19 protein-coding genes are annotated in these 21,744 nt (G+C 72.6%); 9 read left to right on the forward strand and 10 right to left on the reverse strand.

Features of this window, described 5'->3' with window-relative positions; translation table 11 throughout:
• Positions 1-485: 485 nt before the first annotated feature.
• Entirely contained in the window at positions 486-3,560 is a 3,075-nt protein-coding gene (locus ACH4S7_RS01040) for an endo-alpha-N-acetylgalactosaminidase family protein (protein WP_398518924.1), read from the reverse strand.
• Between the two features lie 125 nt (positions 3,561-3,685).
• Positions 3,686-4,540 (reverse strand): S1 family peptidase, encoded by an 855-nt coding sequence (locus ACH4S7_RS01045; RefSeq protein ID WP_398519984.1) that lies wholly within the window; start codon positions 4,538-4,540, stop codon positions 3,686-3,688.
• Between the two features lie 174 nt (positions 4,541-4,714).
• Between ACH4S7_RS01045 and ACH4S7_RS01050 the strand changes: the two genes are divergently transcribed.
• Positions 4,715-5,656, forward strand: coding sequence for a hypothetical protein (locus tag ACH4S7_RS01050; RefSeq protein WP_398518925.1), 942 nt, complete (start codon positions 4,715-4,717; stop codon positions 5,654-5,656).
• Positions 5,657-5,775: 119 nt separating this feature from the next.
• Here the strand turns inward: ACH4S7_RS01050 and ACH4S7_RS01055 are convergent, their stop codons facing one another.
• The 3 genes from ACH4S7_RS01055 to ACH4S7_RS01065 form a co-directional block, all read right to left on the reverse strand.
• The gene (locus ACH4S7_RS01055) at positions 5,776-5,973 is read right to left on the reverse strand and encodes a hypothetical protein (protein WP_398518926.1); all 198 of its coding nucleotides are present in this window, start codon (positions 5,971-5,973) and stop codon (positions 5,776-5,778) included.
• A gap of 73 nt (positions 5,974-6,046) precedes the next feature.
• Positions 6,047-6,931, reverse strand: a complete 885-nt coding sequence (locus ACH4S7_RS01060; protein WP_398518927.1) for an SDR family oxidoreductase — start codon at positions 6,929-6,931, stop codon at positions 6,047-6,049.
• A gap of 1 nt (position 6,932) precedes the next feature.
• Entirely contained in the window at positions 6,933-7,988 is a 1,056-nt protein-coding gene (locus tag ACH4S7_RS01065; protein WP_398518928.1) for an SDR family oxidoreductase, read from the reverse strand.
• A 56-nt stretch (positions 7,989-8,044) separates the two neighbouring features.
• Here ACH4S7_RS01065 and ACH4S7_RS01070 point away from each other — a divergent pair, with 56 nt between their 5' ends.
• The 5 genes from ACH4S7_RS01070 to ACH4S7_RS01090 all read left to right on the forward strand — a co-directional run bounded on the left by ACH4S7_RS01070 (position 8,045) and on the right by ACH4S7_RS01090 (position 12,527).
• Complete coding sequence (locus ACH4S7_RS01070; protein ID WP_398518929.1) at positions 8,045-8,794, forward strand: enoyl-CoA hydratase family protein; 750 nt, start codon at positions 8,045-8,047, stop codon at positions 8,792-8,794.
• Positions 8,791-9,636: a CoA transferase subunit A gene (locus ACH4S7_RS01075; protein WP_398518930.1), complete on the forward strand. Its 846-nt coding sequence runs from the start codon at positions 8,791-8,793 to the stop codon at positions 9,634-9,636. Before ACH4S7_RS01070 ends, ACH4S7_RS01075 begins: the two co-directional genes overlap by 4 nt.
• Positions 9,633-10,394: a CoA-transferase subunit beta gene (locus ACH4S7_RS01080; RefSeq protein ID WP_398518931.1), complete on the forward strand. Its 762-nt coding sequence runs from the start codon at positions 9,633-9,635 to the stop codon at positions 10,392-10,394. The genes ACH4S7_RS01075 and ACH4S7_RS01080 overlap by 4 nt, the downstream gene beginning before the upstream one ends.
• A gap of 70 nt (positions 10,395-10,464) precedes the next feature.
• Positions 10,465-11,526, forward strand: coding sequence for an NAD(P)H-dependent flavin oxidoreductase (locus tag ACH4S7_RS01085; protein ID WP_398519985.1), 1,062 nt, complete (start codon positions 10,465-10,467; stop codon positions 11,524-11,526).
• A gap of 134 nt (positions 11,527-11,660) precedes the next feature.
• A complete protein-coding gene (locus tag ACH4S7_RS01090) occupies positions 11,661-12,527 on the forward strand; it encodes a hypothetical protein (RefSeq protein WP_398518932.1) in 867 nt (288 codons plus the stop codon).
• A 328-nt stretch (positions 12,528-12,855) separates the two neighbouring features.
• Here the strand turns inward: ACH4S7_RS01090 and ACH4S7_RS01095 are convergent, their stop codons facing one another.
• The 3 genes from ACH4S7_RS01095 to ACH4S7_RS01105 form a co-directional block, all read right to left on the reverse strand.
• Entirely contained in the window at positions 12,856-14,013 is a 1,158-nt protein-coding gene (locus tag ACH4S7_RS01095; protein ID WP_398518933.1) for an acetyl-CoA C-acetyltransferase, read from the reverse strand.
• Positions 14,014-14,127: 114 nt separating this feature from the next.
• A complete protein-coding gene (locus ACH4S7_RS01100; RefSeq protein ID WP_398518934.1) occupies positions 14,128-14,739 on the reverse strand; it encodes a TetR/AcrR family transcriptional regulator in 612 nt (203 codons plus the stop codon).
• 41 nt (positions 14,740-14,780) lie between these two features.
• A complete protein-coding gene (locus ACH4S7_RS01105) occupies positions 14,781-15,545 on the reverse strand; it encodes an SDR family oxidoreductase (protein WP_398519986.1) in 765 nt (254 codons plus the stop codon).
• 152 nt (positions 15,546-15,697) lie between these two features.
• On the opposite strand from ACH4S7_RS01105, the gene ACH4S7_RS01110 reads away from it, so the two are divergent.
• Together ACH4S7_RS01110 and ACH4S7_RS01115 are read left to right on the forward strand one after the other, a co-directional pair.
• Complete coding sequence (locus tag ACH4S7_RS01110; RefSeq protein ID WP_398518935.1) at positions 15,698-17,059, forward strand: acyl-CoA dehydrogenase family protein; 1,362 nt, start codon at positions 15,698-15,700, stop codon at positions 17,057-17,059.
• Positions 17,059-18,270 carry an acyl-CoA dehydrogenase family protein gene (locus ACH4S7_RS01115; protein ID WP_398518936.1) on the forward strand — a complete coding sequence of 404 codons (1,212 nt, stop codon included), beginning with the start codon at positions 17,059-17,061 and terminating at the stop codon, positions 18,268-18,270. The genes ACH4S7_RS01110 and ACH4S7_RS01115 overlap by 1 nt, the downstream gene beginning before the upstream one ends.
• 134 nt (positions 18,271-18,404) lie before the next feature.
• Here ACH4S7_RS01115 and ACH4S7_RS01120 read toward each other — a convergent pair whose 3' ends face one another.
• Positions 18,405-18,878 (reverse strand): pyridoxamine 5'-phosphate oxidase family protein, encoded by a 474-nt coding sequence (locus tag ACH4S7_RS01120; protein ID WP_398518937.1) that lies wholly within the window; start codon positions 18,876-18,878, stop codon positions 18,405-18,407.
• A 180-nt stretch (positions 18,879-19,058) separates the two neighbouring features.
• Entirely contained in the window at positions 19,059-19,802 is a 744-nt protein-coding gene (locus ACH4S7_RS01125; protein ID WP_398518938.1) for a vWA domain-containing protein, read from the reverse strand.
• A 180-nt stretch (positions 19,803-19,982) separates the two neighbouring features.
• On the opposite strand from ACH4S7_RS01125, the gene ACH4S7_RS01130 reads away from it, so the two are divergent.
• Positions 19,983-21,542, forward strand: coding sequence for an MFS transporter (locus ACH4S7_RS01130; protein WP_398518939.1), 1,560 nt, complete (start codon positions 19,983-19,985; stop codon positions 21,540-21,542).
• Positions 21,543-21,744: the final 202 nt, after the last annotated feature.

The raw sequence follows: 21,744 nt of genomic DNA on the forward strand, positions 1-21,744 counted from the left end.
TTGAGATGTACGGGCCCCCCCGCCGAAGCGGCTCGCCCGATGCCCGGCTGCCCGTAGGTCTCGGCACCTCGCGGGGCTCCGCCCCGAACCCCGCTCCTCAAACGCCGGAGAGGCTGATTCGAGACCGCCCGGGGGAGCCGAAATTCAGCCCGTCCGGGAGCTGAAACTCAGCCCGTCCGGCGATTGAGGACGGACCCTCGTGCACAGGGGCTTGAGATGTACGGGCCCCCGGCCGGAACAGCCCGCCCGTTGCCCGGCTGCCCGTAGGTCTCGGCACCTCGCGGGGCTCCGCCCCGAACCCCGCTCCTCAAACGCCGGAGAGGCTGATTCGAGACCGCCCGGGGGAGCCGAAATTCAGCCCGTCCGGCGATTGAGGACGGACGCTTCAGCGCGAGGCTGCTGGAGTGGGCAGGCCCCCCGGCCGGTGGCTTGGCTCCCGTACGCCCCCGCCGCTTCGCGGGGCGCTGCCCCCGTGACGGCTCCCGTTACAGCTCTCGTACCTCGAACGCGTCGAGCACGAACTCCGACTTCCAGGCCGCCCCGGTCTTCCGCAGGCCCACCCACGCCTCGCCCTCGTCCGGCGCGGTGAACTCATGGGTCCACTCCGTCGGTGACGTCGCGACCGGGATCGGGGTCCGGGTGAGTTCGCGGGCGTCGACGCCGGTGATCCAGGCGTACTGTCCGGCGTTCTCGTTCTCGTACCGGAAGGAGACCCGGTACCGCTTGCCCGGTTCGAAGCGGACCAGGTGCTGGACGGTCCGGTAGACCAGCCCGTCGTTCTCGCCGCGTGACTTCAGCGATTCGGTGCCGTCGATGACGTCGTCGATCGCCTTGCCGTTCCAGCCGCGCTGGGTGAAGGGGGCGTGGCGCTGCGCGATATGGGTGCGCGGGTCGGTCGCGCCGCCGGCGTCGCCCTTGACGAAGACGCCCCAGCCCTGGGGGACGTGCTGGAAGTCCTCGTACGCCACCGTGCCCGCCTTCCGGGTGGGGCGGCCGGGGACCACGCGGAGGTTGTCGAAGCGGACCCGGGTGTCACCGGCCGCCGCGCGCAGGGCGATGGTGACCGGGCCGCCGCCATCGGGCACGGTGAAGTACGTGAACATCCGCTGGAAGCGGGTGCCGTGCTTGCGGTCGGCGGCGACGTAGTTGCCGGCCGTGGAGATATCGGTCCAGTTCTCGGCGGTGACCCCGTCGGAGGTGCGGACCTCCAGACTCGCCCGGCGCCGGTCGCCCGCGTTCTCGCCGACCTCGACCTGTACGGACGCCACATAGCCGCCGGGCCGGAGGCGGTCGAGGCGCTGGGCGACCGAGGCCGCCGCGCCCGCCGCGATCACCAGTTCGTAGTCGCCGAGGGAGCTGAGGACCACGGAGGCCGGTCCGGAGACCTGCCAGCCGTTCAGGGAGCCCGCGTTGAAGCCGGGGTCGTGCAGCGGGGTGCCCTCGCCCCACTCGGGGTCGTCCACCGCGCGGACCCTGCCCCGGTGGATCACGTACGGCTGGTCGGGCTCGGCGTCGATGGTGACCTTGCCCGCGCGTACCCGCAGGTCGGAGACGTGTACCCGGCCCTGGTCGGTGAGGCGGTACAGCGCGAGCCGGGACTCGCTCCACCAGCCGCGCGGCAGCCGCCAGGTGCTGGTGCCGCCCTTGGGGTTGTAGTGGTACAGCTTCGCGGGGTCGGTCGCCCGGCGCGGCTCCCAGGGGAGGAGGTAGCGCCCGTCCTCGTACACCACCCGTCCGTCGGTGACGATCCGGCGGGTGCCGTCCGCGTCGGAGACGGAGGTGGGGCCGAAGAAGGTGATCTCGTTCTCGGTCCAGCGCTTGATCGGATGCGCCTGGAGGTACTTCGCGGGCAGCGACTCCGTCCAGATCAGCCGGTAGAAGACGTTCCAGTCGGTCTTGCCGACCCAGCCCTCGAAGTTCCCGGTGCGCGGGATGCCCAGCAGGGTGGGCCACTTGTCGACGAAGACGTCCTTCTGGTGGTTCCGGATGAAGCGGATGAGCTTCGAGTTGATACCGCGCGACGAGTCGGGGCCGTAGTCGGTCTCACTGGCCCAGTGCGCCCAGAGCGACGAGCGCTCCAGTCCGTGGCCCCATTCGGTGGTGATCTGCCAGCCCTGGTCGCGCAGCGCGCGCTGGAGCCGGTCCGAGGTCCAGCCGGACTCGCGGAAGACGTCGATGTAGAGCATGTTCAGCGCCGGGTGGGTCTCGGCCCGCAGATCGGCGAAGCGCTTGATGATGTCCCCGCTGACCAGATCGCGCCGCTGGTCGATGCGGTAGGACTGGTCCAGCCAGTCCCACTGTTCGTTCTTCTTGTCCACGAGGGTCTCGGAGAACGCCTTGGCGACCGGGTACGACTCGGTGGCGTTGACGTGGACGCCGAAGTCGCTGCCCCACTTCCGGCCTTCGCGCACCAGTTTGTTGAGGTCGGCGAGTCCGCCGGCGCGCTGGTTGTGGTTGCCCGCGTAGTCGGGGTGGGCGGAGTCGTGGCCCTCGGACTGATAGCCCTTGAGGAGGGTGTACTGCCGCAGTCCGTCGGTCGCCAGCGAGATGCGTTTCACCTGATCGAGGGTGGCGAGGAACGGGTTGGTGGCCTGTGAGGCGAAGTTGAACGGGATGTGCGGGACGACCCGCAGATGCTGTTCGTCGGCGCCGAGCGGGTCGACCATGATGTCCCGGAAGGCGATGGCCGCGTCCTGCCAGTCCACCACCCCGTCCTCGTTGCGGTCGCCGGTGATGATGACGGTGGCGTACGGGAGCGGTTCGACCTGGCCGACGGGCGCGGTCGCCGCCCGGTGGGTCCACTGGCCGGGGACGAGCTGGGCCTTGACGTAGCCCCCGGTGCCGTCCTTCACGATCGTCTGGCGCCAGAGTCGGCCGTTGTCCCAGGTGGCACCGCCGGTCGGCTTGTCCCAGATCGTGTTGGTCTCGATCGCGCCGCCGAGCCGGTCGTGGGCGACGACGGCGTAGGCGCAGCCCGTCGGGTTCGCCTCGGCGGGCGTCGCCGGGGTGAGCCGGATCAGGGTGTCGCCGCTGGCCGCCTTGTCGAGGTGGATGCGGGCGGCGTGCAGGGTCGCGCCGGGCTGGTCGCTCCGGACCGAGAGCAGGGCGAGTCCGGGTATCTCCAGGGTGCCGACGCGCAGGGCGGCGGTGTCGGCGATCCGGGTGACCCGCCAGTGGACCTGGCGGCCGTCCACCCTGATCTCGATGTCGATCTCGGTCGGACCGAGGACGAGGGTGTAGGCGACCCGGTCGCGGCGGGCTCTGGCGGTCACCTTCTCCGGGGTGCGGTCGACGGAGTCGATCCGCACGGAGGTGACCGGATCCTCCTGGCCGTGGAGCACGGCACCCGTCGCCCGATCGGTGTACGAGACGATGCGCGGGAATCCGCTGTCGACGCGTACGTCGAGGTCGCGCGAGCGCAGAACGGTCTCGGCGCGGGTCCCGGCGAACGCTGCGGACGGGGCGGCGACGGCGGCACCGGCGCCGGCCAGGGCGGTGACCGCCACCACGGTCCTGCGGCTGGGCCCGCGATCTTCTGCGTTCACGCTCGTCCTCCTCATGACTCATGACGGTGATTCCGTACGCGTCAATCTGCGCCGGGAGGAGGGCGACGCCCATGGACAAAGACGGGGCAGGTGTTGGACTAACCGTCCGCACACCTGCCCCGGCCTCCTGCTACGGGTGATTACAGCGTGGCCGCCGCCGACTTGATGGCCGCCGCGAAGTGGGAGACCTCGGCGTAGACACCGGGGAGGTTGGGCCGCGCGCAGCCCTCGCCCCAGCTCACGATGCCGACCTGGACCCAGGCGTTGGCGTTGTCCCGACGGAACATGGGACCACCGGAGTCACCCTGGCAGGTGTCGACGCCGCCCTGCGGGAGTCCCGCGCAGATCTCCTCGCTGCCGACGAGGCTCGGGTACGCCCGCTGGCAGGACGCGTCACTGACGAACGGCACCTTCGCCTTCAGCAGGTAGCGCTGCTGCGGGCCGCCCTCGCGGGGCGCGCCCCAGCCGGCCACGTCGAACGTGCCGGTGTTGTACTCGGCCGTCTCGGCGATCTTCAGGGTGGGCAGGTTGATCGGCTGGGCGAGCTTGATCAGCGCCCAGTCCTTGCCGACGCCGTTGTACCCGGGCGCCTGGAGGACCTTGGTCGACCTCACCTTGATGGCGCTGGGGCTCTGGAGATCCACCACACCGGCGGTGGCGGTGATGCTGGTGTTGTTCCCGGAACCGCTCACACAGTGCGCGGCGGTGAGCACGATCTGCTGGGTGAGCAGGGAGCCGCCGCAGCCCATGGAGAGCCGGACCATGAAGGGGAACTCGCCCTGGGTGGCCCGGACGCCGCCGACGACGGGAGGGGCGGCGGCGGTGGCTGCGGGCTGGTGGCCGACGGGAGGGGCGGCGGCCGCCGCGGTGGCGGGTTGGAGGCTGGCGGCGGCGAGCAGGACGACGCCGGCAGCGGCGCATCTCTTGAGCGTACGGAGAAGCTTCAAGGGACTGCCTTTCGTGGGGGGTTGAAAATGTTCGCCCGTATCGGACATTGACAGCAAATGCCGTTGCTGACATGAGCCCGACAAGATGATGATCCGGATTATGAGGAGTGCGCCGGGTGCACCACAAGGGACACTTTCCGGCCATGTCAGCTCCCCTGATTCCCGCCCGGGGCGCCGTACAGTGGGGATGGGCCGACCGTCGTACAGGGGGTACGGGACGTGGTGGCGAAGAGCTCCGAGGTCGTACACGGCTATCCGCACCTCGACACCGTGCGGGCGGCGCTCACCGCGCTGTACCGGCGGCTCTCCCCCGATGGAGTGCTCTCCTACGCGCCGAGCGTGCTCCCCGCCGATGTCGCGTTCTCCGATCAGGACGATCTCCATCTCGGCGCCCAGCGGGTCGCCCGCGCCCTGGTGCTCCACTTCCGGCTGCCGGACGCCCGGATGATCGTCAGCTTCCGCGAGATGGAGCACGCGGCGAGCGTGGAACTCACCTCCGGGCCGGAGTACTTCATCGAGCTGAACGACCGATTCCGCACCCATCGGCGGGATATCGGCGCGGCGCTCGCCCATGAGATCACCCATGTGTTGCTGCACCGGCTCGACCTGGCCTTCCCCGGCACCCGTGACAACGAGATCCTGACCGACACCGCGACAACCTATCTCGGTGCGGGCTGGCTGCTGCTCGACGCGTTCCGCGAAGACCGCGTCTCCAGCCAGAAGCTGGGCTATCTCACGCCGGAGGAATTCGGCTACGTCCTGACCAAACGCGCGCTCGCATTCGACGAGGATCCCGCGCCGTGGTTCACCAGCCCCCAGGGGTACACGGCCTACACCCGGGGCCGTACCCGGGCCCTCAGCGACGCCCGCAACCCGCCGCTCACCACGGCCGGCTGGGCGGCGCGTCACCGCTACGCCAAGGACCGGCGACAGGCCCTCCAGCGCACCGGGCGCACCGCGCGCGTCCAATCCACCGATCACACCGGCCCCACCGGCCCCACCGGCTTTGCGACGGAGGCCCGTTACGCCATCGAGCGAGGACCGGAAGGACCGCGCGTCTCCTTCCCCTGCCCCACCTGCCACCAGCGCATTCGGCTGCCGGTACGGGGGCGGATGCGGGCCCGGTGCGGACTCTGCGGCACGATTCTCGACTGCGAGACGTGAGGCGTGAGGCGTGGGTCGAGAGGCGTGAGGCGTGAGGCGTGGGTGCGCCACGAGGGTACGGGGGTGCGGGGGTACGGATGCAATCGGGTGGGGCCCGGTCCCCCGGGCGACGGAACGGGCTAGGCGTACGCGGCGGAGAGGAGGGGCGCGGACCTCACCCGGTTCTCCTCCGCCTGGGTCTCCAGGAGGAGCACCAGTGCCACCGCGCAGACCACGGCGACCGTGATCACGACGGCCAGCGCGGCCCAGACGAGAATCACCGCCGTCGACTGCTGGCGGGGTGCGTGATTGTCTGCGGGAGAGTGATCGCGGTCCATGAAGTGGACGGTAGCCGCGCGGCGGGTGCGCGCACCGCCGCCGGGGTGCTCATCCCGGCGTAGGCGCGGGTACTCAGATCGCCGCCCCGTACACCGCCCCCGGCGGCTCGGCCGAGGCGAGGAGACGGCGGGCCGCGTCGCCCGCCGTCGCCGGGGTCCAGCGGGTTCCCCGGTCCACCGTGGGCCCCGGACGCCAGCCCTCCATCACGGTGATGCGGCCCGCCTCCGCCTCGAAGACGCGTCCCGTCACCCCCGTACTCGCGTCGGAGCCCAACCAGACGACGAGCGGGGAGACGTCCTCGGGCAGTGCCGTCAACTCCGTGAAGGTCTCCTCGGTCATCCGGGTGCGGGCGGCCGGCGCGATGGCGTTGACCTGGACGCCGTAGCGGGCCAGTTCCGCCGACGCCACGAGGGTGAGTCCGACGATCCCGGCCTTCGCCGCCGCGTAGTTGCCCTGGCCGACGCTGCCCAGCAGGCCCGCCCCCGAGGTGGTGTTGACGATCCGGGCGGCCACCGGGCGGCCTTCCTTCGCCCGGGTGCGCCAGTGTGCCGACGCGTGTTTGAGGGGGAGGAAGTGGCCGGTGAGATGGACCCGCAGGACCGCGTCCCAGTCGTCGTCGGGCAGATTGACGAGCATCCGGTCGCGGACGAAGCCGGCGTTGTTGACGAGGGTGTCCAGCCGGCCGTAGGTGTCCAGGGCGGTGGCGATCAGCGCGGCGGCGCCCGCGCCGGTGGCGATGTCGCCGCCGTGGGCCACGGCCTCGCCACCGGCCGCCCGGATCTCGGCGACGACCCGCCGCGCGGGGTCGTCGGACGAACCGGCGCCGTCCGGTCCCGCGCCGAGGTCGTTGACGACGACCTTCGCCCCCTCGGCGGCGAAGGCCAGGGCATGGGCGCGGCCCAGACCGCGTCCGGCGCCGGTCACCACGACCACGCGGTCCGCGCACAGGTCGGTCATCTCACTTCTCCTTGTCGGCGGGGCGGGTGCCGTGGTCGGCGTCGGCGGAACGGCCGGCGGGAACGGGGGATTCGGGGGATTCGGCGCGGGAAGGGGAGGGGGCGCGGTGGTCGGCCGTGGCGGCGCCGAGGAAGGCGGGGCGTTCCCCGCCGCCGTGCACCAGCAGCGAGGCACCGCTGATGTAACCCGCCCGTCGGGAGGCGAGGAAGACGGCCGCCTCCCCGATCTCGGCCGGTTCCGCCAGCCGCCCGAGCGGGACGGTGCGGCCGACGGCGGCGACCCCGTCCTCATCGCCGTAGTGCAGTGCGGAGAGTTCGGTGCGGACCATGCCGGGGACGACGGTGTTGACCCGTACCTCCGGCGCCCATTCGACGGCCATCGAGCGCGCCAGGCTCTCCACTCCGGCCTTGGCCGCCCCGTACGCCGCCGTGCCGGGTGAAGCCCGACCGCCGCTGACGCTGCCGATCATCACGAGGGAGCCCCGGGCCGCGCGGAGATGGGGGTACGCGGCGAGGGAGGCGGTCAGGGGCGCGATGAGGTTCAGCTCGATCACGCGGGCGTGGCGGGCAGGTCCGGCTTCGGCGAGGAGCCGGTGCGGGGTGCCGCCCGCGTTGTTGACCAGGGTGTCCAGCCGGCCGTACCGCGCCACGACGTCCGCGAAGAAGGCTTCGACGGCGTCGGGGTCGCGCAGGTCGAGCGGGACGAACTCGGCACCGAGGGGCCGCGCGTCGGCCGAACCGGGGCGGCCGGACGGGACGGAACCATCAGCCGTGGCGGGCGGGTCGAGCGGGACGGAACCATCGGCCGGGGCAGGGCTGTCCGGCAGGGCGAGGCGGTCGGCCGGGACGGGAGGGTCGAGCAGGTCGGGCGGGACGGACCCATCAGCGAGGGCGGGACGGTCGGGCGGGGCGGGACGGCCCGGCGGGGCCTTGCGGTCCGGTGGCCTGCGGGCGCAGATCACGACGGTCGCGCCCGCCCGCAGGAAGGCGTCCGCGACGCCGGCCCCGACACCACGGGTGCCGCCCGTGACGACGACGACATTCCCGTCCAGGTCCATCGGCTGCTACCTTCCTTCCCTAACAAACGTTTGGTGGAAAGGTAGCTGATCCTGTCATGGGTGTCTCCACCACGGAACCCGCCGACGGCGTCCGCGTCGTCACGGCCGACTATCCGCCCGTCAACGCCCTGCCCGTCCGCGGCTGGTACGCACTCGCCGACGCCGTCCGCGCGGCGGGCCGCGACCCGGAGACCCGCTGTGTCGTGCTGGCCGCCACCGGCCGCGGCTTCAACGCGGGCGTCGACATCAAGGAGATGCGCCGCGATCCCGGCCGTACCGCACTGCTCGGCGCCAACCGCGGCTGTGCCGAGGCATTCGCCGCCGTCTACGAGTGCGAGGTGCCCGTGGTCGCCGCCGTCCACGGCTTCTGTCTCGGCGGCGGCATCGGACTCGTCGGCAACGCGGACGCGATCGTCGCCGCCGACGACGCCACCTTCGGACTGCCGGAACTGGACCGGGGCGCGCTCGGCGCCGCCACCCATCTCGCGCGGCTGGTCCCCCAGCACCTGATGCGCACCCTCTACTACACCTCGCGCACCGTCACCGCCGACGAACTCCACCGCCACGGTTCGGTCTGGCGGGTCGTCCCGCGCGCCCGGCTGCTGGCCGCGGCCCGGGAGTTGGCCCAGGAGATCGCCCGTAAGGACGGCACCCTGATCCGGCTCGCCAAGGCCGCCATCAACGGCATCGACCCCGTGGACGTGCGCCGCGACTACCGATTCGAGCAGGGCTTCACCTTCGAGGCCGCGCTCAGCGGGGTCGGCGACCGGGTCCGCGACACCTTCGGTACGGAGGAATCCCGGTGACCGACAAGACGATGACACCGGACGACGTGGTGGCGCGGCTGCACGACGGGATGACGATCGGCATCGGCGGCTGGGGCTCGCGCCGCAAACCGATGGCGCTGGTCCGCGCGGTGCTCCGGTCGCCCCTCACCGATCTGACCGTGATCTCGTACGGCGGCCCGGACATCGGTCTGCTGGCCGCCGCCGGCCGGATCCGCCGACTGGTCACCCCCTTCGTCACCCTGGACTCGATCCCCCTCGAACCGCACTACCGCGCCGCCCGCCAGCGCGGCGACTTCGCGCTCACCGAGATCGACGAGGCGATGTTCATGTGGGGGCTGCACGCCGCCGCGAACCGGCTGCCGTTCCTGCCCGTACGCGCCGGGCTCGGCTCCGATGTGATGCGGATCAACCCGGAGCTGCGGACGGTCACATCGCCGTACGAGGACGGCGAGGAATTCGTCGCCGTACCCGCGCTCCGGATGGACGCCGCGCTCGTCCACCTCAACCGGGCCGACCGGCTCGGCAACGGCCAGTATCTGGGCCCCGACCCGTACTTCGACGATCTGTTCTGCGAGGCCGCCGACACCGCGTACCTCTCCTGCGAGGAGATCGTGGCCGGGTTCGCCGGGGCCGTCCCGCAGACCCTGCTCGTCGGACGGCACTCGGTCTCCGGCGTGGTGGAGACGCCGAACGGCGCGCACTTCACCTCCTGCGTCCCCGACCACGACCGGGACGAGGCGTTCCAGCGGATGTACGCGGCCACCCCCTGGGAGGAGTTCGCCGAACGCTTCCTGAGCGGCGGCGACGAGAAGTCCTATCAGTCCGCCGTCCGGACCTGGCACGAGGAGCGGCCCCGATGAACACCGGCACCGGCAGCAGCACCAGCAGCGGCGTCACCCGTGCCGAGTACGCCGTCATCGCCTGCGCCGACGCCTGGCGCGACAACGGCGAGGTGCTCGCCAGCCCCATGGGCCTGATCCCCTCCATCGGCGCCCGGCTCGCGCGGCGGACCTTCTCCCCCGATCTCCTGCTCACCGACGGCGAGGCCCTGCTGATCGGCCCCGACGGGGAACCGGAGGGCTGGCTGCCGTACCGCCGCCATCTGACCATGGTCACCGGGGGCCGGCGCCACGTCATGATGGGCGCCAGCCAGCTCGACCGGTACGGCAACCAGAACATCTCCTGCATCGGCGACTGGGCGCGCCCCAGCCGCCAACTCCTCGGCGTCCGGGGCGCGCCCGTCAACACCCTCAACAACCCGGTCAGCTACTGGGTGCCGAAGCACTCCACCCGGGTCTTCGTCCCCGAGGTGGACGTGGTGTGCGGGGTCGGCTACGACCGGGCGGCGGCGGCCGGACCGAGCGCCACCCGGTTCCACCGCATCCCCCGGGTCGTCTCGAACCTCGGCGTCCTCGACTTCGCGACGCCCGACCACACGATGCGGCTCGCCTCGCGCCACCCCGGCGTCACCGTGGACCAGATCCGGGAGGCGACGGGCTTCCCGCTCGCGATCGGCGCCGACGTCCCGTACACCCGGGAGCCCACCGCCCCCGAACTCCGGCTGATCCGCGAGGTCCTCGATCCGGACGCACTGCGCGAACGGGAGGTGCCGTCCTGATGGAACCGGTCCGTAAGACAGTGGGGGTGCCGTCCTGATGGAACCCCCACGGGAAGCGGGTGCGGCGCCGCTGGAGACCGCGCTCACCCGGCTCACCGGAGTGCGGCACCCCCTCGTCCAGACCGGGATGGGCTGGGTCGCCGGCCCCCGGCTGGTCACCGCCACCGCCCGGGCGGGTGCGCTCGGCGTCCTCGCGTCCGCGACGATGACGGTGGACGAGCTGCGCCACGCGGTCCGCGAGGTGAAGTCCCGTACGGACGAACCCTTCGGGGTCAATCTGCGCGCGGACGCGGCGGACGCCCGGGACCGGGTGCGGATCATCGTGGACGAGGGCGTACGGGTCGCCTCCTTCGCCCTCGCGCCGTCCCGGGAGCTGATCGCCGAACTCAAGGACGCGGGCGTGGTCGTCATCCCGTCCATCGGGGCGCGCCGGCACGCCGAGAAGGTCGCGGCGTGGGGCGCGGACGCGGTGATCGTGCAGGGCGGCGAGGGCGGCGGCCACACCGGCGAGGTGGCGACGACCGTCCTGCTGCCACAGGTCGTGGACGCCGTCGGCATCCCGGTGATCGCGGCCGGGGGCTTCCACGACGGACGCGGGCTGGTGGCGGCGCTCGCGCTCGGCGCGGCGGGCGTCGCGATGGGCACCCGCTTCCTGCTCACCTCGGACTCGACGGTCCCGGACGCGGTGAAGGCCCGCTATCTGGCCGCGTCCGTACGGGATGTGACGGTGACGACGGCCGTGGACGGGCTGCCGCACCGGATGCTGCGGACGGAGCTGGTGGCATCCCTGGAACGGCGCGGCCGGGCCCGCACCCTGCTCCGGTCGGTGCGCCACGCCGCGGCGTTCCGGAGGCTCTCGGGGCTGTCATGGGCGTCGATGGTCCGCGACGGGCTGGCGCTGCGGCACGGCAAGGACCTGTCGTGGGGTCAGGTCCTGCTGGCCGCCAATACACCGATGTTGCTGCGGGCCTCGATGGTCGAGGGGCGCACGGACCTGGGGGTGATGGCCTCGGGTCAGGTCGCCGGGGTGATCGAGGATCTGCCGAGCTGTGCGGAGCTGGTCGAACGGATCATGGCGGAGGCCGCGGGGGTGCTCCGCGGGCTGCCGGACCCGGGTCCCGGGGCGGTCTGACGGCGACGGCCGACACCACGGATACGGCCGTCAATCGGCCGTCCGTCCAGAGGGGTGATCTTACCTCCAGGTCAGCGGCGTCTCCGCGGTCCGACGCCCGTGGAGCGGTCCCGGCGCCCGGCAGAATGCGCGCCATGACGTCTGCCGCTGACACCACCGTCGCCGCCACGCGCGACCTATGGACCTTGTTCGAACCGATCCACTCCGTGACCTACTTCTCGCCGGAGGCCGTCGCCACCTTCGAGGAGGCGGGGCTGCGCGGCTTCTGGAAGGGCTACTTCGCCGGGCGGGCCGCGCCGCTGGGCACCGCCGACCCGGGCACGGTCACCGCCACCTTCTGCTCGTACGCCCCCTCGATGGTGGCCGAGGCGGTGCCCTCCGTCTGGCGGGTGGTCACCCCGGGGGACGCCCTGGAGCTGCGCCGCAAGGGCGCGCGGGCGGCCCTCGCCCGGCTGCTGGCGGGCCATGAGGAGCGGGTCGAGCAAGCGGCCGAGCTGCTCTCCGCACCGGCGACCGCCCCCGACTGCACCGGCCGTGCGCTGGCCGCGGCCAATGCGGCGCTGCCCTGGCCGCGGGACCCGCTGGACCGGCTGTGGCACGCGACGACCGTGCTCCGTGAACACCGGGGCGACGGCTATGTGGCGGCCCAGGTCGCCGCGGACCTCGACGGCTGCGAGATCCTGGTGCTGCGTACGGGGATCGATCTGCCGCGCTCCGAACTCCAGCCGTTCCGGGGCTGGACCGACGGCGAGTGGGACGCGGCGAACCGGCGACTGGTGGACCGGGGGCTGCTGGACACCGAGGGGCGGGCGACGGAGGAGGGGCACCGCACCCATACGACCATCGAGGAGGCCACCGACCGCGCGGCGTCCCGGCCCTGGTCGGCGGCGGATGTGGCGCGGCTCGGCGAGGCGCTGATCCCCCTCTCGGACGCGGTGTCACGGACGCTGCGCTTCCCGAACCCGATCGGCCTGCCGGAACGGCGCGGCGCCAGCGACTGAGCCCGGGCCGCCGTGCGGGGCCCGGGCGTGGGCGGGCGGCTCCGGGCGGCGCGGTCCGCCACCGCACGGGGAGTGGCGGGCGCGCTGTCCGGGGCGCGCTGTCCGGTACCGCAGGGGGAGCCGCGGGCGGGCGCGCGGTCCGGCAAGGCACAGGGAGCTGCGGGCAGGCACGCGGTCCGGCAGGCACACGGTCCGGCAGCACGGGGAACGTCGGGCGGGCTGTCCGGCAAGCCACGGGGAGTGGCGGGCGCGCTCCCCGGCACCGCCCGTCACGCCCCGGGATGCGCCGGCCCACGCCCCGGGATGGATCGGCCCCCGGCCCGAGGGGTCAGAGCCGCTCGATGATCGTGACGTTCGCCTGGCCGCCGCCCTCGCACATCGTCTGGAACCCGAACCGCCCGCCCACCCGCTCCAGTTCATGGAGCAGGGTCGTCATCAGCCGGGCCCCCGTGGCGCCGAGCGGATGACCCAGGGCGATCGCGCCACCGTTCGGGTTCACCCGCTCCGGATCGGCACCGGTCTCCTTCAGCCAGGCCAGCACCACCGGCGCGAACGCTTCGTTGATCTCCACCAGGTCCATGTCCCCGATCGACATACCGGTCTTCTTGAGCGCGTACGCCGTCGCCGGGATCGGGGCCGAGAGCATCCGGATCGGGTCCCCGCCGCGCACCGACAGGTGGTGGATCCGGGCGCGGGGCGTCAGCCCGTGTTCCCGTACCGCCCGTTCGCTCGCGATCAGGAGTGCGGCGGCCCCGTCCGAGACCTGGGACGAAGCGGCGGCGGTGATGGTGCCCCCCGCCAGCACCGGTTTGAGGCCCGCCATCTTCTCCAGGGTGGTGTCCCGGCGCGGGCCCTCGTCGGCCGCGACCGTCCCGTACCCCACCGTCTCGCGCCGGAAGCGGCCCTCGTCCACCGCGCGGACCGCCCGCTGGTGGGAGCGGAGGGCGAACTCCTCCTGGTCGCGGCGGGTCACCCCCCATTTGGTGGCGATCAGTTCCGCGCCGTGGAACTGGTTGACGGGCTGGTCGCCGTAGCGTGCCCGCCAGCCCTCGCTGCCCGCGAACGGGCCCCCGGTCAGTCCGAGCGGATCGGCGGCCTGCCGGGAGGCGAAGGCGATGGGGATCATGGACATGTTCTGCACCCCGCCGGCGACGACGAGGTCCTGGGTGCCGGAGAGCACGGCCTGCGCCGCGAAGTGCACCGCCTGCTGGGACGATCCGCACTGGCGGTCGACGGTCACCCCGGGCACCTCCTCGGGCAGCCCGGCCGCCAGCCAGGCAGTGCGCGCGATATCGCCGGCCTGCGGGCCCACCGTGTCCAGACAGCCGAAGACGACGTCCTCGACGGCGGCCGGGTCGATCCCGGAGCGCACCATGAGCGCGGTGAGCACATGCGCCCCGAGGTCGGCGGGATGGACCTCGGCGAGCGCCCCGCCGCGCCTGCCGACCGGGGTGCGTACCGCTTCGACGATGTATGCCTCGCCCATGACCACTCCTCAGTGCGTCGCGTGTCGCGTGGGTACGGGTCGGATGCGTACGGGTGGCGTACGCACGCCTCCGGCCCGTACGGCTCCGGCCCGTACAACTCCGGCCCGTACGGCTCAGATCCGTACGGCGATCCCGTCCAGCACCATCGACAGGTACTGACGGGCGATCTCCTCGGGGCTGTGCTGTCCGCCCGGCCGGTACCAGGACGCGGCGACCCACACCGTGTCCCGGACGAACCGATAGGTCAGCCGGATGTCCAGATCGGTGCGGAAGACCCCGGCCCGCACCCCGTTCTCCAGCGTGCCGAGCCACGCCTTCTCGAACTTCCGCTGTGATTCGGTCAGATAGTGGAAGCGCGGCTGCGCGGCCAACTGCCGGGACTCCTTCTGGTAGATCGCCACGGCGGCGCGGTGCCGGTCGATCTCCCGGAACGACTCGGTGACGAGGGCCTCGATGGTCTCCCGGGGGCCGAGCCCGGCCGCGAGCACCGAGTCGTACCCCTGCCAGAGCTCGTCCAGGAAGGTGCTGAGGATCTCGTCCAGCATCGATTCCTTGGAATCGAAGTGGTAGTAGAGGCTGCCCGCCAGCATCCCCGCCTCGTCCGCGATCCGGCGGACCGTGGTGGCGTTGTAGCCCTGGGCGGCGAACACCTCGGCGGCGAGGTCGAGCAGCTCGCGGCGGCGCTCGGGCGAGGCGGTCACCTGGTTCTTCTTCTTGTTCGGCACCCGGTCATTCTCCGCCTCCCCGCCACCCTCGATCCCCTCGCCTACGCCCGCTGACTGCTGACGGAGAGGACCTCGCCGGTCAGATACGAGGCGTAGCCGCTGGCCAGGAAGACGATGGTGTTGGCGATCTCCCACGGTTCGGCGTGGCGGCCGAACGCCTCCCGGCCGGTCAGCTCGGCGAGCAGTTCGGCAGATGTGACCTTCACCAGATGCGGGTGGACGGCGAGGCTGGGGGCAACGGCGTTGACCCGCACGCCGTACGCGGCGGCCTCGATCGCGGCGCAGCGGGTGAGCGCCATGACACCGGCCTTGGCGGCGGCGTAGTGGGCCTGCCCGGCCTGGGCGCGCCAGCCGACGACGGACGCGTTGTTGACGATCACTCCGCCGCGCCCGGTGTCCCGGAAGGCGCGCAGGGCGGCGCGGGTGCAGCGGAAGGTGCCGTTGAGGGTGACGTCGAGGACGCCGTCCCACTGGTCGTCGGTCATCTCGACGAGGGTGGCGGTGCCGCCGAGTCCGGCGTTGTTGACCACGATGTCGAGGCCGCCGTGCTCCCCGGCGACCCGCTCGAAGAGCGCGGCCACCTGGGCCTCGTCCGTGACATCGCAGGGCTGGGCGGCGACGGCGGCGGGGCCGAACTCCTCGGCGAACGCGGCCTCGGTCTCCCGGAGGCGGCGGATATGGGTGTCGCTGACGACGACCCGGGCGCCCTCCTCCAGGAATCTACGGGCGGTGGCGCCGCCGATCCCGGCCCCGGCCGCCGCGGTGATCACGGCGGTGCGCCCGGCGAGGAGGCCGTGCCCCGGCACGTACTCCGGCCGGTTCGCCCTGCTCGCCCCGGTCCTGGCCTCGGTACTCGCCCCGGTACCCGTCTCGTGCTCCTGCCTGCTCTCCGGCCTGTTGTTCGTCACGGTGGCACGTTAACCTACCAAACACTTGTTAGGGAAGGATGGGCGTACGCATGGATCTGCACCACTCCCCCGAGGACGAGACCTTCCGCGCCGAGGCCCGCGACTGGCTCGCCGCGCATGTGCCCCGTACGCCACTGCCATCACTGGAGACCCGGGATGGCTTCGCGGCGCACCGCGCCTGGGAGGCGGAGCTGTACGCGGACCGCTGGTCGGTGGTCTCCTGGCCGGAGCCGTACGGCGGGCGGGGCGCCGATCTGGTCCGCTGGCTGCTCTTCGAGGAGGAGTACTGGGCGGCGGGCGCGCCCGGCCGGGTCTCCCAGAACGGCATCAGCCTGCTCGCGCCCACCCTCTTCGACCACGGCACCGAGGAGCAGCGGGCCCGGCTGCTCCCGCCGATGGCGAGCGGCGAGGTCGTCTGGGCGCAGGCGTGGTCCGAGCCGGAGGCCGGATCGGACCTCGCGGCGCTGCGGTCCCGGGCGGAACGGACGGCCGGCGGCTGGCTGCTGACCGGACAGAAGACCTGGTCGTCCCGGGCGGCCTTCGCGGACCGGGCGTTCGGGATCTTCCGCACCGACCCGGAGGCGCCGAAGCGGCACCAGGGGCTGACGTATCTGATGTTCGACCTGTGGGCGCCGGGGGTGACGGTCCGCCCGATCGGCCGGCTGGACGGCAAGCCCGCCTTCGCGGAACTCTTCCTGGACCGGGTCTTCGTTCCAGACGCGGATGTGATCGGCGAGCCGGGGGACGGATGGCGGATCGCGATGTCCGCGACGGGGAACGAACGGGGGCTGACCCTGCGGTCCCCCGGCCGCTTCCTGGCGGCGGCGGACCGTCTCGTACGGCTGTGGCGCGCGTCATCGCCACCCGGGGGCACGGCGGCGGGGGACGGCCCGGCGGTGCGGGACGGGGTGGCGGACGCGGACGTACGGGACGGGGTGGCTGGCGCGGGCGATCCGGGCGTACGGGAGGGGGCGGCGCACGCGAACGAACCAGGCGTACGGCAGGGGGCGGCGCACGCGAACGAACCAGGCGTACGAGACCGGGCAGCGGGCCCGGATGAACCAGGCGTACGGCAGGGGGCGGATGAACTCGCCGTACGGGACCGGGTGGCGGACGCCGTGATCGGGGCGCGCGCCTACCAGTTGTTCACCTGGGCCGGCGCGTCCCGGTTCGCGGCGGGCGGCAGCCTGGGCGCCGAGTCCAGCCTGAACAAGGTCTTCTGGTCGGAGTACGACATCGCCCTGCACGAGACCGCGCTCGACCTCCTGCGCGATGAGGGCGAGTTCGCCGACACCGAATGGGCGGAGGGGCATGTGTTCGCGCTGGCCGGCCCGATCTACGCGGGTACGAACGAGATCCAGCGCGACATCATCGCCGAGCGGCTGCTCGGCCTCCCGAAGGGCCGCCGCTGATGCGCTTCCTGCTGACGGCGGAGCAGGAGGCGTTCGGGCGTTCGCTGGACGCGCTGCTCTCGGCGGCCGATGTCCCCACGGTGACCCGGGCCTGGGCGGCGGGCGATCCGGCCCCGGGCCACGCCCTCTTCGCCCGGCTGGCGGACGCGGGCCTGTTCGCGCTGGCCGTCCCGGAGGCGTACGGCGGTCTCGGCCCGCTCCCGGTGGAGCTGGTGGTGGCCTTCGTGGAGCTCGGCAGGCACGCGGTTCCGGGGCCGCTGGTGGAGTCGGTCGCCGTGCTGACGCTGCTGACCCGGCTGGCGGCGGCGGGCGACACCTCGGCCGCGGAACGACTGCTGCCCGCGCTGCTGGCGGGCCGCCCGGCGACGCTCGCGCTGCCGGGCGAGGGATCGTACGTCCTCGACCCGGGGGCGGTGGGGGCGCTCCTGGTGGTGGAGCCCGGGACGACCGGCACGACAGGTACGACAGGTACGACAGGTACGACAGGTACGACAGGTACGACAGGTACGACAGGTACGACAGGTACGACAGGGCCCCGCGCGCCAACCGGGGCCGGAGCGGCGGTGACCGGAGCAGCAGGGGCGAGGGCAGCCGGGGTCGGAGCAGCAGGGGCGAGGGCGGTCGGGGCCGGGGCCCGCTCGGCGGTGCTGCGGCTGGCCCCCGGCCACGGCCTCCCGCGCGTCTCCGCCGACCCGGCGCGACGGCTCGCCCGCCCGGCCCCCGGCGGCGAGGTCATCGCCACCGGGGACCAGCTCGGCCCCGCCGCCGCATCGGCGGCCGGCATCGCCCGGCTGCTCACCGCGGCGCAGGCGCTCGGCGTCGGGCTCACCCTGCTCGACCGTACGGTCGCGTACGTCGGACAGCGCCGACAGTTCGGCACTCCCGTCGGGGCCTTCCAGGCCGTCAAGCACCGGCTGGCGGACACCATGATCGGGCTCGAATTCGCCCGGCCCCTGGTGTACGGGGCGGCCCTCACCCTGGAGGCGGCCGATATCGCCGCCGCGAAGGTCACGGCGGGCGAGGCCGGTTACGCGGCCGCGCGGGCGGCCCTGCAACTGCACGGCGCCGTGGGCTACACGGAGGAGCTGGACCTGTCGCTCTGGCTGCGCAAGGCCCGGCCGCTGCGGGACGCCTGGGGGACGCCGGGCCGCTGCCGGGCACGGGTGCTGGCGGGCGTCCCGGCGCCGGAGCGGGTGGTCCTCGGTGGGTGATCACCCACCGCGCCCCCCTGAGCCGGAGCGAGTCCCCCTCAGCGAGCCACCACCGCTCCCCGCACCCGCGCCCGTACCCCGTACCCCGCACCCCGCACCCCGCACCCCGCACCCCGCACCGATGCGAGTGGCCCTCAGTGGGTGACCACCACACCCCCCGGCCGCCAGGACCGTACGACCAGCCGGTCCCCCTCCACGACCGTACGGACCACGTCCACCAGCTCCACCCGGAAGAGATGGAACGGTTCCGGGGGCCGGACGGCCGCCACGAACACGGCCACGGTCCCGGCGTCCGTCACCTCCACCGCACGCCCCGAGATCTTGACGTCCCCACCGTCCATGGAGTCACCGCTCCCCGGATTGGCGTGCAGCGCGAAGCGGGGGTCGCGGCGCAGGTCCAGCGCCTTCAGCGAACCCGGCATCATCCCGAGCCAGACCTCCCCCTCCAGGAAGGTCACCTCAAGACCGGTCACCCGCGGCGACCCGTCCTTGCGGAGCGTGGCGAGGACGTGGTGCGTGTACTTCTCGAAGCGGTCCCGGACCGTCGTGGCGAAGGCGGGCTCGGCCGCCTGGAAATCGGCCCAGCGGGCCGGTGGGGAGGTGCTCATGCGACCACCCAACCAGGCAATCCCGACACCTTCTGTCGGGATTGCCCCTGCCAGCGCGAACGTGTCGTGGGGGGCCGGGCCCCGTCCGGGCAGTCGTCGCGGGGCGCCGGGTCCCGCCCGGGCAGTCGTCGCGGGCCCGACAGGATCGCCCGGACAGAATCGCCCGGACCCGGACAGGGCCTAACGCACGATGCCCCGCGCCCGCGCCGCCGCCAGCCAGGCCGGGAACTCCGCCACCAGCCGGTCGTACAGCTCGACGTCGGAGATCTGTCGGGGGTCGAGTCCGGCGTGGAAGAAGCCGGCGTTGTCGACGGAGCGCTTCGCCGGCACCGCCAGCTCGTCCAGCTTGCGCAGGAAATTGAACTGCGAGCTGCTCTTGTTGCCGAAGCCGACGAACTGCCAGAACATCGGCAGCCGCGACGCCTTGCAGAGGTACTTCTCCGCCGCCAGCTTGTTGATCGGCCCGCCGTCGGTCTGGAAGACGACGAGCGCGGGCGCGGTCGAACCGCTGTCGATGTAGTGGTCGATGACCGCGTCCATCGCCAGGTGGTAGCTGGTCTTGCCCATATGTCCGAGGCCCGCGACGATCTCCGCGACCCGGCCGCCGTGGTTGTCCAGGGCGATATCGGTGACCGCGTCGACGTCGGTGGAGAAGAAGACCACCGGCACCGATCCGTCGTCGTCGAAGTGGGCGGCGAGCCCGAGCACCCGGTCGGCCAGCGCCTGCACGCTGCCGTCCCGGTAGTAGTCCTTCATCGAGCCCGAGTAGTCGATCACCAGATAGACGGCGGCCCGCTGTCCGTCGAGACCGTGCTCACTCAGCGACTTCGCCGCCGACTTGTAGAGGCTGACGAGCGCGGGCGCCCGCTCCGCCACCTTGCTCAGGCTGATGGCCGGTCCCCCCGGCGATGTCACTACGGCCACGACACGGCTCCGTTCGCTCACTGCCCATGCACCCCGTGAACCGGCTGCCCATGAGTTGACAGATCGACAGATGGGTCGAGATTACGACATCCGTACGACAACGCCACCGGGATCACCGTGATCCCTGCTCCCCCGAACGCGCTTGACCTCAACCAAGGTTGAGGGTCGACGGTGGGACCCATGACCTCACGACTCCCCTCCCGGCCCCGCCTCCCCCGGCCCCGTCTCGCCCTGCTCGTCCTCCTCTTCGGCTACCTCGTCTTCCCCATGGGAATGACCGGCACCTCCATCGCCCTGCCCGAGATCGGCCGGGACCTCGACGCCTCCGGCGCCGCCCTCCAGTGGGTGGTCACCGGATATGTCCTCGCCGCCTCCTCCGTGATGCTGATCGCCGGCTCGTTCGGTGATCTCTTCGGGCGGCGGAAGGTGTACACCGTGGGGGTCACCCTCTACGCGGCGGGCAGCCTCGCGGCGGCCGTCAGCCAGAACATCCTCGTACTCGACATCGCCCGGACGATCACCGGCGTCGGTGGCGCGGGGGTGATGGCGGGCGGGGTGGCCATCCTCGCGACGATCTTCGAGGGCCCGCGGCGGACCCGGGCCTTCGCCGCCGTGGGCACGACCGCCGGTATCGGGATAGCGGTCGGACCGACCCTCTCCGGCTGGCTGGTGGGTGCCTTCGGCTGGCGGCCGGCCTTTCTGCTCTTCGGCGTCGTCGGACTGCTGATCATGGTCGGCACCCGGCTGATCCCCGAGTCACGGGCGGCCGACCGACCGAAGGTCGACCGCCCCGGAGTGGTCACCTTCATCGCGGGCCAGGCGTCGCTGATGTTCGCCATCACCCAGGGCGCGCAGTCCGGCTGGACCAGCGCGGCGGTACTGGGCCCACTGGTGGCCGGGGTCGCCCTGCTCTCGGTCTTCGTGGCGGTGGAGCGGCGCAGCGACCATCCGGTGCTGGATCTCGGGCTGATCCGTGACCGGGTCTTCCGGGGGTGGCTGGTCGGCGCGGTGTTCCTCTCCACCGGCGCGACCGGTGTGCTGATCTTCCTGCCCGCCTATCTCCAGGGCACCAGCGGATTCTCGGCCGGTGACACCGGACTGATCATGCTGCTGGCGACGGTCCCGGTCTTCGTCTTCCCCACCGTCGGCGGGCGGCTGGTCTCCCGGGGGTTCCCGGCGCGCCATCTGGTGGTGGGCTCGCTCCTGCTCTCGGCGGCCGGCAATCTCTGGCTGGCGCTGTCGCTGACGCCGGACGCCGGGCCGCTGCGGCTGGCCGCCCCCCTGGTGCTGCTCGGTGTCGGCATCGGTCTCGCGATGGGGCAGATCGAGGCCCAGGCGCTGGGCGCGGTGACGCCCGAGCGGGTGGGCATGGCGTCCGGGCTGCTCAGCACGGCACGCGGCGGCGCCGGTGCGATGGTGGTGGCGGTCTTCGGCTCCGCGCTGCTGACCCTGGTGGAGTCGCGGCTGGGGGACGGCGCGCTGGCGGGCCGGGTGGCGACGGGGCAGCTCGGCGAGGTCGGCGGCGAGTTCACCGACGCCTGGCAGCTCACGGTGGGGGCGGTGGCGGTGCTGCTGACGGTGGCGGCGGTACTGGTCCACCGGCTGCTGCGGCCCCGTACCGTACCGGTCCCGCCGAAGCCGAAGCCGGAACAGGAGCCGGAGCAGGAGCAGGAGCAGGAGCAGGAGCAGGGGCCGAGGTCAGCCGAGCAGGAGCCGGTGGAGAAAATGCTGACGGGCTGAGATGCGACGCGGCGCCCACCCAGGTCCGGTCGGGGACAGGGCAGACGCCGCGTTCAGTTCCGTACGCCGTTGTACGGGACGATTCACTTCGCCCACCGGCACGCCGGTCCGCGTCGGTGCGCGGGGTCGGACGTACGGGGCGAAACGCTCAGGTCACTCAGATCACGCAGCCTACCGCGGGTCGGACAGCTCGCGCCACGGG

Origin of the sequence: Streptomyces sp. NPDC020965, assembly GCF_044333555.1 — a bacterium.
Classification (GTDB): domain Bacteria; phylum Actinomycetota; class Actinomycetes; order Streptomycetales; family Streptomycetaceae; genus Streptomyces.